Here is a 14832-nt window from a genome sequence, read left to right on the forward strand (position 1 = left end):
GGCCAACAAAATGAAAGTACGAGTTGATCAATTAGAGCAACAGCTGAAAAAAAGCCTCGCACCCATTTATATTATTTCTGGGGACGAGGTTTTGTTGTGCCAAGAAGCCGCGGATGCCATTCGCAAAGCCGCCCTTGCTCATAACATTGATGAACGCTTACGCTTTGTCGCCGACGCACAATTTGATTGGCAAGATGTGATAAACGAAAACAACAGCTTATCGCTTTTCTCATCCCGTCGCGTCTTTGATATTCAAATCGACAAAATGGCAGAAAAACACAGTAAAGCACTGACTCAACTTGGTCAGTCCCTTAGCGACGATAATGTTGTTTTACTCACGCTTCCGAAAGTAGACGCTCGTACACAAAAAGCCAAATGGTTCACTCAATTAGAATCAAAAGGCGTATTTGTTCAAATTTGGCCCATTGATAGCAACCGCTTAGGAGCTTGGGTTCAACAAAGAGCTCAAGCGCTTGACCTGTCTTTAAGCCGTGACGCTGCCAGCATCATTTGTGAACGTGGCGAAGGAAACCTTCTAGCCCTATCACAAGAGCTTGAAAAGTTGGCATTAATACATGGCTCTGGCGCGAAAATTGACGCAGAAAAAGTCGTTGAATCCGTCGCAGATAGCAGTCGTTATTCCATTTATGATTTGAGCGACCGCTTACTCATGGGCAAAGTAAAAGAAGCCATGCATTGCCTTAGTCAACTTATCAGCGAAGGCGTTGAGGCAAACATTATTCTCTGGTTGTTTAATCGCGAAATACAAACTTTGACGAACCTACTTCAAGCGATGAAATCCTCTAGCTTAAGACAAGCTTGCCAAGGGGAAAGAATTTGGGATAAACGTATCCCATTTTATGAAAGCGCCATGTCTCGTCACAACCAAGTAACGCTTCCTTATATGCAGAACTATCTTGCCCTTATGGACAAAACCGTTAAAGGCTTAGAAGGACCAGATATCCATACAGGATTTCGTAATCTGGTGATGATGTTTTGTGGCTTCAAACCAGTTTCAACAGAGTTAGATTTGCCTTATTAATCTAACTCTCGCAGCATTTTTATTTAGGCCTGAATTATGATCGACACTCCTATTATCGAAGAAATTAACGCATGGACAACGCCTTTGTTTGTCACCACCATGCCCGATCATGATTTTTTAAAAGAGGCTTTACTGGCCGCTGTTTATCAACAGAAATCCTTACAAACGACAGCAATCGAGAGCCGCATCGCGCCAAAAGCCAAACACGCGCTTCATGAAAGTACATTGGATTTTTTAGAGATTGCAGATGCCAATATCATGGAAGCAAAACGAGTCTTTGAGGAATTAATTCTTGAAGTGGCAGCCTCGGTTAACCAAGCATTCTGGCCTGAAGATATGGAAGCAGACGCACATATCATAGAATCTTGGTATCACGTTACTCAAAGTGGTGGCTACCATGATGTTCACTCTCATCCTAATTGCTCTTGGTGCGGTATTTATTATCTTGAACCTGGCGATGCCAAAAACGAAGGCTGCGGTGGTTTGAACCGTTTCTACGACCCAAGAGCCAATGCCGAGCATTATGCTGATCCTGGTACCGCTTATTTAGGAGGACAAGGCGTTTGGGACTTTACACCGACAGAAGGCCAAATCATCCTTTTCCCTTCGTATCTTAAACATTCTGCGTTGCCTTATTTTGGTGAAAAAGATCGAGTGGTTATTGCTTTCAACAGCATCATAGAAGCCTACTAGAAGGTCAAAATAAATTAGATCAAAACGCATCTGGTATGCGAGCCTTCGTTATTTTGTACTGGCTCGCATCAAACCGACATTCATCTCATTGTTTTTCTTTACAATAAATTTCATAAGTTTCCACTCAAACATTCACAATCAATTGCTATCTGTAGTAATTTAATAAGTCATGTTTAACGGTGAGGAAATTTATGCGTTTCCAATTTGATCAACTTTCAGGCAATCAGCGTTATCACTTAATTACTCAAACGATCACACCGCGCCCTATTGCATGGATTTTAACGAAAAACGAAAACACAAAGTTAAATCTGGCGCCCTTCTCTTACTTTGCCGCTCTTTCTTCTGACCCTGCACTATTAGTTGTTTCAATTGGCAACAAAACAGACGATATTGCAAAAGACACAAAGCAAAATCTTCTCCGTGAAAAGGAATGTGTTTTGCATATTCCTAGCGGAGAGTTAATGCATGCAGTGAACGAAAGCGCAATGAATCTGCCAACGGGAGAATCTGAACTTTCTCAAATAGGCTTGTCTCTCATTGAATTCACAAAAACATTGCCAAGAATTGAAAAGGCGAAAGTTGCACTGCATTGCCGATTATTTGATGTGCATAAACTAGGCGATAGTACTTTTGATAGTCTTTACTTAGAAATACTGGATTTATATGTGGATGATGAATTAGTCACCCAAGAGAACGATCGAGTCATTATTGACAATAAAAAGCTCAACCCGCTCGCTCGATTAGGCGGTAATGATTATGGCCTTTTAGGCGAGACAGTGACGATTAAACGTCCCAACTAGGGCAATACAGATTTTGAGGTATAAAAGATGGACGTAATTAAACAAATACAAGCTTTTCCCTTTATAGAAAATGCCGATGCAGATTTAATCTCCGCTCTGGCGGATCTCGCCAGCGTCAAAACCCTAAAACCAGAAGAAGTATTAGCAAAGCAGTTTGAAATTGGGCAGCATATTTACTTTCTAGTGAAAGGCGAAATTGCCATTTCTGTTCCTCTGCAAGAAGCAGGAAAATCCTATAATGTTGGCCTGATCAATGATCCTCTTGCTCCTATTGGTTGGTCTGCATTTCGTCACCCGTCTCGCTACGCAACCACCTTTACTGCCACAAAATCCTCGACATTATTAATGTGGCCTATTTTAGAGCTGCAAAAGATCTTAGAAAGTACCCCTGAATTTGCAGAACAATTTCTACAATTTATCTATCAAGAATCTTTACCTGTTCTCACAAACATCCAAAACCAAACACGCCCCTTCTTCTCAAATGAGTCTTTGGCTTTTGAGGAAACTCGCCCCTTCTCAGGCAGTGAAACACAAACTCATTCTTTGAAAGACGCCATTAGTTTGCTGAATTATGCTCCCTTCTGTGAAACCTTCACTCAAGCGGAAATACACACCTTAGCCAAAAAATCGTCCATCTTGTTAGCGCACCAAGGCGACATACTTTGCCAACAAGACCAACCTTCTGATGGCTTATATTTACTGATAAAAGGCAAAGTGGTTGTCAGCTATCAAACAGATTCTGGCGACATCATTACCACACGTTCGATTTCCCGTGCAGGTACGGTTTTATCTTGGACAACAAAAAATGCCACCCTAAAAAACCGTTCTTCTATCATCTCGTCAAGAGACAGCAGCATCTTGTTTATCAAACGTGATGACCTGCTCACCATACTTGAAGATAACCCGAAGCTGTCTGTTAAATACTTATATCGACTCATTTGGCTTGTAGGCACTCATTTATTGGCCGCTCGTATGCGTTATTTGTCGCAAAGTGCTAACGATGAAACGCTTGCCGTGACAAACGTCATCGAACAAAATGCCGCTCTTTTACCAGTGAGTTCGCCACTTTACAAAGTCGGCGAATTACTAAAAAGTGCGATAACCACAGATGAAGCCTTCGGTGTGCTTTATAAATGCTTACATTTCGGCAGCGTCTTAGAACGTACAATTGCGGGAATGTGTCTCGATATTCTGAAAGACTTACAACGTGAAAACGCTTTTTATCGTCACCTTCAAAATGTCTACGACAGCATTAACAGCCTGCCAAAAGACACACCAAGCTTAGATGCAAGACGATTAGGAACTGAGCTTTTCAAACAAGCTTTCCAGCAAGTGCCTTATGTTATCAAAGGCTTGGAAAACCTACCGAAAAAAGCCGGTTCTCTGTTCATTTATAACCACTTATTAGGCTCGCCTACGAACCGCTTACCAAATGGCTTCCGTTTCTCTATGGACGCCCAGTTTATTGGCTCCATGGTCATTGATAATGAATACGGTATTTCTGGCCAGCGTGTTGTTCGTCGCAGTAAAGAGAGCGAGTTTTGGCGAGATGACTTCTACGAAAAATTTGGCAACCTCTTCATCCATAGCTGGGAAAACCTGACCCGAGACACACCTGAATACGAGCAATTTATTCAACAGTCTCAAGAAACTTTGCGCCAGAATTTCCCTTTAATGATTTCTCCAGAAGGCCAGAGTTTCAACACTCATCAGTCGCCTGGAAGCTTCTTACCACATGCCTTTGAAATCGCTGGTTCCATGGGCAGTGAAGAGCCTTGGATCGTTCCTATTGCCGTTGCTAACTTTGATAAACGCGCCGACCATAATATCTATACGGTTATTATCAAGCCCGCTTTCAAGCTGTCTGATAAAGTAGATTACACGGATAAAGCGGCGTTGAATCAATTCCTAACGGCTTACCAAGAAGAATACAAAGGCTATGTGAATGAAGCGGTCGAACTGTCCAAAGAAATTCGCCAATACCCTATTTTTAGTGGCAAAAATGGCTACCGCTCAAATGTCATGAGCTTGAACCAAATTGACGTTGAGTTTGAATCCGATGTACGAGAGTTAGAATTCCACTTAGCTCACCAAGAGTACAAAGATCAGCCAGTAGCTTTTTATGGCTCTTCCACCATGCGTTTATGGCATGATTTTGATAGCAACTTCCGAGAAAAAGATGGCATAAACTTAGGTTTTGGTGGCGCGACATTAGAAGCCTGCGTCTATTACTTTGAGCGTATCATTCTGCCTCATAAACCTCGGTCTTTGGTCATTTATGCAGGAGACAATGACATAGGTAACCATTACGACAGCAACAAAGTCGTTGAGTTGTACATTGAATTACTGCAGAAAATAGATCGTCACTTACCGGGCATTCCTGTGACCTTGATCAGCATTAAATGCAGCCCAGCTCGCCTTAAAATGCGAAAAACAATTGAAACCACAAACATACAATTAGAACGCTTAGCAAAAACGCGCCCTAACACACAGTACATTGATTTGTTCTCAACCTTGCTCGATCAGGAAGGCGAAGTAAAAGAGAATCTGTTTGATGGTGATAAGCTTCATTTAACTAAAAAGGCTTATGAACTTTGGACAAAACGTCTGATGAAAGCTGAAGAATTCATTTTTACTAAATCATTAAAATAAAGGCTATATAATGACTACAAAAAAATTCCGTCTCGTTACCCGCAGTGATTTTGACGGCTTGGTTTGCGCTGTTCTATTGAAAGACTTAGATATAATCGATGACATACTGTTCGTACACCCAAAAGACATGCAAGACGGTAAGGTCGAAATAACGTCAAATGACATTACCACTAACTTACCTTATGTAGCAGGATGTCATTTAGCATTCGACCATCACCTTAGCGAAACAGTGCGCAATAGTGACAAGATTGAAAACCATATTATCGACCCAGACGCCCCTTCTGCCGCACGAGTGGTATATGACTATTATGGTGGCCTAGAGAAATTCCCAAACATCTCTGTTGAGATGATGGACGCTGTAGATAAGGGCGATTCCGCACAATTTTCTAAAGATGAAATATTAAACCCTAAAGATTGGGTGTTATTAAATTTCATCATGGATGCTCGCACAGGTTTAGGACGCTTCCGAGAATTCCGTGTTTCTAACTATCAACTAATGATGCAATTAATTGACTGTTGCCGAGACTACTCTATAGAGCAAATTCTCGCTCTGGAAGACGTTCAAGAGCGCGTCAACCTGTATAAAGAGCACGATGCATTAGCTAAGGAGCAAATACAGCGTTGCGCTACCCTGTACGGTAACCTTGTGGTACTAGACTTAACTGCGGAAGAAACAATATACACAACAAACCGTTTTGTTATTTACGCTCTGTACCCAGAATGTAATATTTCTATTCATAAAATGTGGGGATTGAAAAAACAAAACACAGTTTATGCCATAGGAAAATCCATCACTAACCGTACCTCTCAAACCAATGTAGGCGAACTTTGCTTAACCTATAATGGTGGAGGACACATGAATGCCGGCACTTGCCAAGTTGATAATGACAAAGCGGACGAAACCCTTAAAGCCCTTATCCAAAAGATCAATATGGACGGCTAAGTAAGTCATTAAAAAGCGCTCAGAATACATAAAGCATTCTGGGCGCTTTCACAACAACTACAGCTTATTTAGGTAAAGATCACTTTCAAACCAATCATAATAAGCAAACATCCCATTATTCGATCGACCCAAACCATATTTTTACGCAACCAAGGCAACACTGGACCGCTCGCCAATAGCAACGCCACTAAGACATACCAACCACCGTCAATCACAACCACAGTTGTCCAAAATTGAAGCTTCATGATAGTGGTCATTTCAGCGTCAATCAGCTGGCTAAATAAAGCTAAAAAGAAAAGCGCAATCTTCGGGTTCATTAAAGAAATCATAAGCCCGTCACGCATGGCTTCCCAATAGGATGATTTAACGGCTTCCACTTCGTCTACCTGACTTTTACCAGCGTGACGCAATGCTTTGATGCCTAACCACGCCAAATACAGCCCGCCCAAAACCGTCAATACAGAGAACACTTGCTGATGTTGCTCTATAAGAACCGCCAGACCTTGAAGGGTAATAAATACCCAAAAGCCAACGCCTAAACCGTGTGCAACAGAGGCAAGCACACCATGTAAAGCAGTCTGAGAAATAGACAAACGTAAAATAACCGCGAGACTTGGCCCAGGTGAAATGGCTCCCATCACACATACGGCAACCAAAGAAAGCCAGGTTGTCAGTTCCATACACACTCATCCTTTTTAACAGCTAACGTTATACTTATTATTAGAAATCAATTATTTATGACGGGCGCTATAGTATCGAACAGATACTTGAAAATCGAGGATATAAAAACGAAATAAGGCCAACAGAGGGGAACTGTTGGCCTTATTCATTCATCAGGTTTTAAATACGATCTCTAGTGAATCACACCGCAAATTGATTCATTGTATTATCCTTACCGGACGCTTTAAGCGCTTGTTCGCCAGAGAAGTACTCTTTGTGATCATCACCTATGTTTGATCCAGACATATCTTGGTGTTTCACACAGGCAAGACCTTGGCGAATCTCTTTACGCTGTACTTCTCTTACATAACCCAGCATACCCTGCTCACCAAAGTAGTCTTTCGCTAGATTATCGGTAGACAACGCCGCTGTGTGATACGTTGGCAAAGTGATCAAATGATGAAAAATACCGGCTTGTGCCGCAGCATCTTTCTGGAAACGTCGAATGCGTTCATCCGCTTCTGCAGACAAAGCAGAGTCATCATAATCTTTCGACATTAATTGATCACGCTGGTATTCCGTTACATCTTTGCCTTCAGTTTGCCATGCATCAAACACCTGTTGGCGGAAATTTAGTGTCCAATTAAACGATGGGCTGTTGTTATAAACCAGTTTCGCGTTTGGTATAACATCACGAATACGATTCACAATACTCGCAATCTGCCCAATATGCGGCTTCTCAGTTTCAATCCATAATAAATCCGCTCCGTTTTGCAAAGACGTGATGCAATCAAGCACCACTCGATCTTCACCTGTATTAGGTTTAAAACGCACCAAACCATTAGCCAAACGAATCGGTTTAATCAGACGTTCACCTAATTTGATGGCCATATCACCAGATGCTATTTGATCTAAAGAAGTCACCTCTTCCCCATCAATAAACTCGTTATACTGCTCTGCCAAGTCACCCGCAGTTTGAGATACTGGAATCTTCTGCGTTAAACCTGCCCCTAAAGAATCCGTACGAGCCACGATGACACCATCGTCCACACCAAGCTCTAAAAAGGCATAACGAACCGCATTAATTTTTGCTAAGAAGTCTTCATGTGGCACGGTTACCTTGCCATCCTGATGTCCGCATTGTTTGGCATCAGATACTTGGTTTTCAATTTGAATACAGCAGGCTCCTGCTTCAATCATTTTCTTCGCTAACAAGTAGGTCGCTTCTTCGTTACCAAAGCCCGCATCAATATCCGCAATAATGGGAACAACATGAGTTTCAAAACCATCGATTTTTTGTTGAATTGCCTGCTCACGCACTCGATCACCTGCCTCTCTTGCTTCATCCATTTCTTTGAATAAATGCTGAAGTTCACGAGCATCGGCTTGCTTCAAAAAAGTATAGAGCTCTTCAATTAAGGCTGGCACAGAGGTTTTCTCATGCATGGATTGATCTGGTAAAGGACCAAACTCAGAGCGCATGGCTGCAACCATCCAGCCAGATAAATACAGGTAACGACTACGAGTTGTACCGAAGTGTTTTTTAATGGAAATCATTTTCTGCTGGCCGATGAATCCGTGCCAACAGCCTAAAGACTGAGTGTAGTTTGCTGGGTCTTTATCATAATTCGCCATGTCTTCACGCATAATCTTAGCCGTGTACTTCGCGATATCCACTCCGGTATTAAAACGGTTCTGCAACTGCATTCTCGCGACAAATTCAGGATTCATCCCGGCCCAAGTAGGGCCTTGTTGATGAATAGTATTGTTCGCTTGCTGGGTTTTATTATTATAAGTTTGCATAGTTTTTCTCACTCTTTAGGTTGTCTAAATTAATACGCCTTATTATTGATACATTCACTTTTTCATCATTCAGTTAATGGGCTTCTTTTACCTGTATTCGGTAAGCATGCAGTAATGGTTCTGTGTAACCATTAGGTTGAATATGTCCTTTAAAAATCAAATCTTGCGCCGCTTTAAATGCCTGACTCCCCCCATTAAATGCCATCGGCTGATAATCTTCAGTCGCACTATTCTGCTCATCTACCACAACCGCCATGCGCTGCATTACGCCATCAATCTGCTTTTTAGTGCACACGCCATGCAGCAACCAATTCGCCAAATGCTGACTGGAAATTCGTAATGTGGCTCTGTCTTCCATCAAACCAACGTTATTGATATCAGGTACTTTAGAGCAACCAACACCCGCTTCGACCCAACGAACCACATAACCTAATAATCCCTGAACGTTATTTTCTATTTCTCGCTCAATAACCTGATTCGATAAGGTCAAATTAGTTGGAATCATCGGTATTGTGAGCAAATCCTTAAGACTCGCTTTTTCACGATGTTTTATGCGTTGCTGTACTTCAAATACATTTATCTGGTGATAATGCAAAGCATGTAGCGTTGCTGCTGTAGGCGATGGTACCCAAGCTGTATTAGCACCCGCTTTGGGGTGTGCATTTTTTGTTGCCATCATGGCTGCCATTTCATCTGGCATGGCCCACATGCCTTTACCAATTTGCGCTTTGCCAGGTAAACCACACTGCAAACCGATGTCTACATTGCGGTTTTCATAAGCTTGAATCCAAGGCTGATTTTTAATCTGATCTTTTGGTAAAAAAGCACCGGCCTGCATACTGGTGTGAATTTCATCTCCAGTACGATCCAAGAAACCCGTATTAATAAAGAAGACACGTTCTTTGGCCTGTCGAATACACTCTTTCAGGTTCAAAGTCGTCCGGCGCTCTTCATCCATAATGCCAATTTTGATGGTGTTTTTTTCCAATCCGAGCATTTGCTCAACTCGACCAAATAACTCACAACTGAACGCCACCTCATCCGGCCCATGCATCTTAGGTTTCACAATATAAATACTGCCAGTACGGCTGTTTCTCATACTGTCAGAACCCTGCAAATCCAATGCTGCAATTAAACTGGTTACAACCGCATCCATGATGCCTTCTGGCACAAAGTTGCCTAAGTTGTCCTGCATCAAATCACATTCCATTAAATGACCTACATTTCGTACCAACAAAAGTGAGCGACCATGGAGACGGTATTCTTGACCGTCTAAATCCGTAAAAATACGATCAGGATTCATGCGTCGTGTTTGCTGTTGGCCGTTTTTGCTAAAACTCGCTTCTAGCGTACCTTGCATCAGCCCAAGCCAGTTTCGATACACCTCGACTTTGTCTTCCGCATCCACTGCCGCCACAGAATCTTCACAATCAATAATGGTGCTAAGTGCCGACTCGATAATAATGTCGTTTATATTGGCTTTATCTTTTGCTCCGTTCTTCCCATTACGGTCAAATTGGATCTCTATATGGAGGCCGTTATTCTTCAATAAAATCGATTCTGGATCGCTGCGTTGACCATTTACTGCCACCAGCTGGCAAGGCTCTTTTAAACCTGTCTGACTGCCATCTTTGAAAAAGGCCAACAGATGATGGTAATAAACAAGGTAGCTGGTCACATTGTGATGAGAGCCAAATTCAAGTGGAAATACCTCATCTAGAAAGTCTTTCGCTTTAGTAATTACCTGTTCACCGCGAGCTGGATCATAATCAAGTGTCGTTCGCTCAATGTCTTTTTTAATCACATCGGTGCCGTAAAAAGCATCGAACAAACTTCCCCATCGAGCATTTGCAGCGTTTAAGGCAAAGCGTGCATTTTTAACCGGCACAACTAATTGAGGCCCGGCTAAATGCGCAATTTCGTCATCTACATTTTCTGTTGTGATTTGGAAGTCATCGCCTTCTTCAACCAAATAACCAATGTCACGTAAGAAAGCTTCGTATTCTTGAACATCAAGGCTTTGCCCTTTACGAGCTAAATGCCATTGATCAATTTGTTGTTGCATCACATCACGAGTCACCAACAATTGACGGTTAATAGGAGACAAATCCGCGATAAGCTGCTCAAGGTCGTGCCAGAACTTCGTTGGTTCAATAGCATGAAGTGGCAACACCTCGTCATTGATGAAGCTGCAAAACTCAGGGTGAATCTGACTGTTGTTTTTGGGTAAAGGCATATTCATCTCGCTTTCCTTCTTTAATAAGCTTTCTTCTTATTGTTAGCTGTTGAGCAGTTGGGAGAGGTCAATTGTGAGTCACATTCCCGCTTGCTTGATTTATAGTCTATGTCTTACTAAGCTGAAATTTCACAATAAGAATTACACAGTGTAAATTTTACAAAAATGAAGAATAAAAATAGCCTTAATAGAAAAGCCCATTTTTTGGGTACCAAGATCCGCAACCTGCGTAAACGCAACCGTTTGACGATGGAAGATCTATCATCGAGATGTGTAAAAATAGACGCGGAATGCGCGCCTTCTGTGTCTTATTTATCCATGATAGAAAGAGGAAAACGTATTCCCAGTGAAGACGTTTTAGAAGTCATCGCAAGTGTTTTTCAAAAAAATGTCGAATGGTTTTTGGATGATATTCCAGAAGAAGAGGCCATCACTCCGTCAAAAGGTTCTGGTGGTGGCATCAATGGCATGGCGTTAGAGCCAAACTTTTTATTTTCCAAAGAAATCTTACAAATAGCCATTCCAGAAATGTTGTCTCAGACAGGAACCAGTGGCCGACAATTTGCGCATTTACTCATTCGAGCTCATCAAGAGCACCATCAAAACCATTTTCCTGATTTAGAAAGGGCTGCAGAAGAAGTGGGGCTTAAGCGCTTACCTTTAAGTCTTGATGAAATTGTCGCGATTACCAAACAAATGGGACTACAGATCAAGTGGTTTCGCAAAACACCGTTAGCCGTTTTGAACGAAATGGGCATGAATGAAAGTCACCTTGTGACCTCTTTTTTTAATCCACCAAACAGCATCTACATCAATCAAATCATGAAAGCCCAGCCACAACGCTTAAAATACAATCTCGCTGTGCATATAGGCCATGCGGTATTGCATGATAAAGACGGCATGAAAAACATATTGGTCACGGGTCGAAATGAAATCTCTCCGCTACAAACTAAAACATCAAAAATACAATCCTCTGGCATGGATGCGCAGGACATTTTATACGCTTGGCGCGACTTCGAATGCAGCTTTTTTGCGGGCGCACTGCTCTGTCCAAAAGTGCCATTCAGGCAAATGCTCGACCGTAATGGTTATGAGATTAATACAGCACAACTGGCCGGTGTATCTGAATCCGTCACCATGCGCCGAATGACCGCGGCTTCTCCCTACCCCCATTGGCATTATTTTGATGCGTATGCGCCAGGCAAATTAAAAGCGGTTTATCGTGGCAATGGCATTCCTCTGCCTTGGGGAAATATGAGTATGGTAGAAGACCCTTGCCAGCATTGGTCTGTGTTCCGAAAAATCAGCGACCCAAGCACAGGAACGTCTACTCAAATCTCCATTTTAAATGTGGGTGACGAGCCTAAAATTTATGCCTGTGAGTCCATAAAAGTGCACGATCTTGCTGGCAACAGTCATGTTTTGTGCTCTGGTATCGACCTTAATCCAGCCATTCAGGCTCAAGGAAAAGATGCTCTATCCATTGCAGCGGATTTACGCCAAGTATGTGTCACAAAAGGTGGTTCAACAAAAATACCCAGAAGCATTCAAAAAGACCTCATGAGTGTTGCAAAGATTCTCAATATTAACTGGGTCGAGCGAGGTATAGAAAACGATGCAAGGCTTATTTGCTCCCGTGGCGCCGTCTGCCCAAGATCACCAAGCTGTTATCAGCAATGTGAAGTGAATTGATCTGGTTTGAAGCCGCATTAGAAAACATAGGAATTTCTGGACAAAAAAATCCCCGTTAAAGTTAACGGGGATTTTTAGGGTTAAGCAAAAGCGCTATATAACAATTAGTGCTTCGTTGTTAACTTATAAAAAGTCGCTTGTACATAATCTTCTGGGTCGCCAGAATGGTTTTGATTATACACACCGGCTTTGAAGTACATGTATTGACCACCAGCATCATAACCACTGTTGCTCATGTCTACTTTTTGCACGGCATCAGGCTTACCATCACGAGAAACAGTTACCGTCATGTCATTGCCTTTTACTTCGATGCGATAGCTAAACACTTCACCCAGTGCAATGCCGTCAACAGGATCCGCAGCAGCGCCAGAATGGCTACCAATTAGATCATAGTAAACATCAGAACCTTCATTTCTGTTTTCATGAGCGAAGTACACAGATCCCTTTTTATGACCTGGTAACTGTCGGAAATAAAGGCGGATAGGCTCATCATCATTAGCATGGATCTGACCAATAATGAAACGACCTACTTGCTCAGGTTCACCTGTTGTCGTTGTGTGATCTATTTTCAATGTTGCTTCTAATACACCGTCAACTGCGCCCGCATTTTTTCTGTCTTCTTCAGGAGCAGAACCAAATACCCAGTTGTTTTTCGTCACACCTTTTAAAGGAATGCTTTCATCACCACGGCGCAACATTTGACGTAGTTCAGTACGAACATATTTTGTGTTTTTAGAAGTGCGAACCCCCTTGATAAAGCTTTTGAAGACTAAGCCGCCATCTTTCGCCGTATAGAAGAAATCAGGATTCTCATAACCTTGGGCAAGGTACTGTTCAGGCACATCATCAGGCTTACCATTTGCGTCATGGTCTGTTGCAATTGATAAGTACCAACCACCTAAATCAAAGTTTTGACCTGGTTTAAAGTCAGGGCGAACTTGTGCTGGCACATCTACAACTGGTAGAGGAGCTTCCCACCACTGACAAGTTGGGTTTGTTTTCAAACAAGTACAGTCAGATACTTTCGCATCACATATTAAAGGCACATGTGTTCCGAAATCACCTGGACGAACTTTTGGCTTTTTGCTTTCAGCCAATTTTTTCGCTTCTGCTTTTGCTTTTTCAATGGCAGCCATTTTTTCAAGTTCAGGCGCTGTTTCACTGATAGGACAAGCATCTACAGCACAGTTAGCGGCCAAGAACTCTGTTACGCTGTTCCATGTATTGGATGTGTTACCGTAACCAACATACTTAATGTAACGCGCTTTTGTTGACTCTAACTCGAAACGCTCTAGATTATTAGAGAAACCTGAACTGCTTGTTTTTGGCAAAATAGTATTCCAAATTTTGCCATCTTCACTGCCTTCTAACAGGAAAGACGTTGCTCGAGCATTACCTTTATGGAAAGCTAATTTCACAGCGTCTAATTCAATGACTTTACCGTAATCGAACTCAACCCATGCGCCGTCGCCATTTGCCGACCAACGTGTTTTCAAGTCATGATCTAGCAGTCTATCAGGACCGTTACCATCATGATCACTTGCTGTCACACTAACAGGAACAGAGGCAACTGCCATCGGGTTTAATTCAGATGTAGGGCAGCTATCTACTTCACAATTTGCCGCCATGAGTTCCGTAAGGCTGTTCCACGTATTAGAAGTGTTACCAAAACCGACATATTTAATATAACGAGCTTGAGTCGCTTCTAGGTCGAATCGTTCTAATCCTAAACTCGTACCTGAGCTTTGTGTTTTTGGAAGAAGAGTTGTCCATGTTACGCCATCATTACTGCCTTCAATCATGAATGATGAGGCTCTGGCGTCGCCTTTGTGGAAGGCCATTTTAACGGCGTCGATGTCTATATTTTTGCCGTAGTCTAATACTGCCCAAGCACCATCGCCATTGGCAGACCAGCGAGTTTTTAGATCGCCATCAATAAGTCTTTCGGGAGCATTACCGTCGTGATCGCTAGCAGTAGCAGTCACTGGAGGAGGAGTTGGGATCACTGCACAGCCAACAGCCAGTACAGACAGGCAAACGCCCATCGTCCCTTTGAACAAGTTAGTCATATCAACACCCTTTTATTATTGTTGGTGTAATTAATGTTTGCTTGTAGTGAGAATCACTACTGACAAATAAAATATATGAAGCCATATTATAATACAAATAAAAAATTCACTTTTTTTGCATAAACACCGTAAAGATAAATTTCTCGCATGTATTGACCTTTGATAGAGAACACGGCAGCATAGAAACCACTTAATCAGTACACGTAACAAACTTTATGAACCACTCTTTCTTAAATAAACGC

Annotated in this window: 10 protein-coding genes; 6 read left to right on the forward strand and 4 right to left on the reverse strand. The window is 42.2% G+C overall.

Annotation, left to right across the window (positions count from 1 at the left end; all coding sequences use genetic code 11):
- Positions 1-10 precede the first annotated feature (10 nt).
- The 5 genes from holA to ACMUMQ_RS05150 all read left to right on the forward strand — a co-directional run bounded on the left by holA (position 11) and on the right by ACMUMQ_RS05150 (position 6130).
- Positions 11-1042 (forward strand): DNA polymerase III subunit delta, encoded by a 1032-nt coding sequence (holA, locus tag ACMUMQ_RS05130; RefSeq protein WP_414680934.1) that lies wholly within the window; start codon positions 11-13, stop codon positions 1040-1042.
- A 36-nt stretch (positions 1043-1078) separates the two neighbouring features.
- Complete coding sequence (locus ACMUMQ_RS05135; RefSeq protein WP_414680935.1) at positions 1079-1735, forward strand: putative 2OG-Fe(II) oxygenase; 657 nt, start codon at positions 1079-1081, stop codon at positions 1733-1735.
- A gap of 191 nt (positions 1736-1926) precedes the next feature.
- Positions 1927-2535 carry a flavin reductase family protein gene (locus ACMUMQ_RS05140; RefSeq protein ID WP_317004521.1) on the forward strand — a complete coding sequence of 203 codons (609 nt, stop codon included), beginning with the start codon at positions 1927-1929 and terminating at the stop codon, positions 2533-2535.
- A gap of 27 nt (positions 2536-2562) precedes the next feature.
- Positions 2563-5187, forward strand: coding sequence for a cyclic nucleotide-binding domain-containing protein (locus tag ACMUMQ_RS05145; protein ID WP_414680936.1), 2625 nt, complete (start codon positions 2563-2565; stop codon positions 5185-5187).
- A 10-nt stretch (positions 5188-5197) separates the two neighbouring features.
- A complete protein-coding gene (locus ACMUMQ_RS05150; RefSeq protein WP_414680937.1) occupies positions 5198-6130 on the forward strand; it encodes an exopolyphosphatase in 933 nt (310 codons plus the stop codon).
- Between the two features lie 68 nt (positions 6131-6198).
- Here ACMUMQ_RS05150 and ACMUMQ_RS05155 read toward each other — a convergent pair whose 3' ends face one another.
- The 3 genes from ACMUMQ_RS05155 to ACMUMQ_RS05165 all read right to left on the reverse strand — a co-directional run bounded on the left by ACMUMQ_RS05155 (position 6199) and on the right by ACMUMQ_RS05165 (position 10835).
- Positions 6199-6810 (reverse strand): LysE family translocator, encoded by a 612-nt coding sequence (locus tag ACMUMQ_RS05155; protein ID WP_414680938.1) that lies wholly within the window; start codon positions 6808-6810, stop codon positions 6199-6201.
- A 181-nt stretch (positions 6811-6991) separates the two neighbouring features.
- Positions 6992-8593, reverse strand: coding sequence for an isocitrate lyase (locus tag ACMUMQ_RS05160; protein WP_414680939.1), 1602 nt, complete (start codon positions 8591-8593; stop codon positions 6992-6994).
- Positions 8594-8666: 73 nt separating this feature from the next.
- Entirely contained in the window at positions 8667-10835 is a 2169-nt protein-coding gene (locus ACMUMQ_RS05165; protein WP_414680940.1) for a malate synthase G, read from the reverse strand.
- A 198-nt stretch (positions 10836-11033) separates the two neighbouring features.
- On the opposite strand from ACMUMQ_RS05165, the gene ACMUMQ_RS05170 reads away from it, so the two are divergent.
- Positions 11034-12521 (forward strand): DUF3612 domain-containing protein, encoded by a 1488-nt coding sequence (locus ACMUMQ_RS05170; RefSeq protein WP_414680941.1) that lies wholly within the window; start codon positions 11034-11036, stop codon positions 12519-12521.
- 104 nt (positions 12522-12625) lie between these two features.
- Here ACMUMQ_RS05170 and ACMUMQ_RS05175 read toward each other — a convergent pair whose 3' ends face one another.
- Positions 12626-14590, reverse strand: a complete 1965-nt coding sequence (locus ACMUMQ_RS05175) for a polysaccharide lyase family 7 protein (protein WP_414680942.1) — start codon at positions 14588-14590, stop codon at positions 12626-12628.
- Between the last annotated feature and the right edge of the window lie 242 nt (positions 14591-14832).

It is taken from the genome of Marinomonas algae, assembly GCF_047525555.1.
Classification (GTDB): domain Bacteria; phylum Pseudomonadota; class Gammaproteobacteria; order Pseudomonadales; family Marinomonadaceae; genus Marinomonas.

Excerpts from the sequence above, each read along its gene's own strand:
- holA (WP_414680934.1), top strand. The coding sequence starts at position 11 with ATGAAAGTACGAGTTGATCAATTAGAGCAACAGCTGAAAAAAAGCCTC.
- ACMUMQ_RS05135 (WP_414680935.1), top strand. The coding sequence starts at position 1,079 with ATGATCGACACTCCTATTATCGAAGAAATTAACGCATGGACAACGCCT.
- ACMUMQ_RS05140 (WP_317004521.1), top strand. The coding sequence starts at position 1,927 with ATGCGTTTCCAATTTGATCAACTTTCAGGCAATCAGCGTTATCACTTA.
- ACMUMQ_RS05145 (WP_414680936.1), top strand. The coding sequence starts at position 2,563 with ATGGACGTAATTAAACAAATACAAGCTTTTCCCTTTATAGAAAATGCC.
- ACMUMQ_RS05150 (WP_414680937.1), top strand. The coding sequence starts at position 5,198 with ATGACTACAAAAAAATTCCGTCTCGTTACCCGCAGTGATTTTGACGGC.
- ACMUMQ_RS05155 (WP_414680938.1), bottom strand. The coding sequence starts at position 6,810 with ATGGAACTGACAACCTGGCTTTCTTTGGTTGCCGTATGTGTGATGGGA.
- ACMUMQ_RS05160 (WP_414680939.1), bottom strand. The coding sequence starts at position 8,593 with ATGCAAACTTATAATAATAAAACCCAGCAAGCGAACAATACTATTCAT.
- ACMUMQ_RS05165 (WP_414680940.1), bottom strand. The coding sequence starts at position 10,835 with ATGAATATGCCTTTACCCAAAAACAACAGTCAGATTCACCCTGAGTTT.
- ACMUMQ_RS05175 (WP_414680942.1), bottom strand. The coding sequence starts at position 14,590 with ATGACTAACTTGTTCAAAGGGACGATGGGCGTTTGCCTGTCTGTACTG.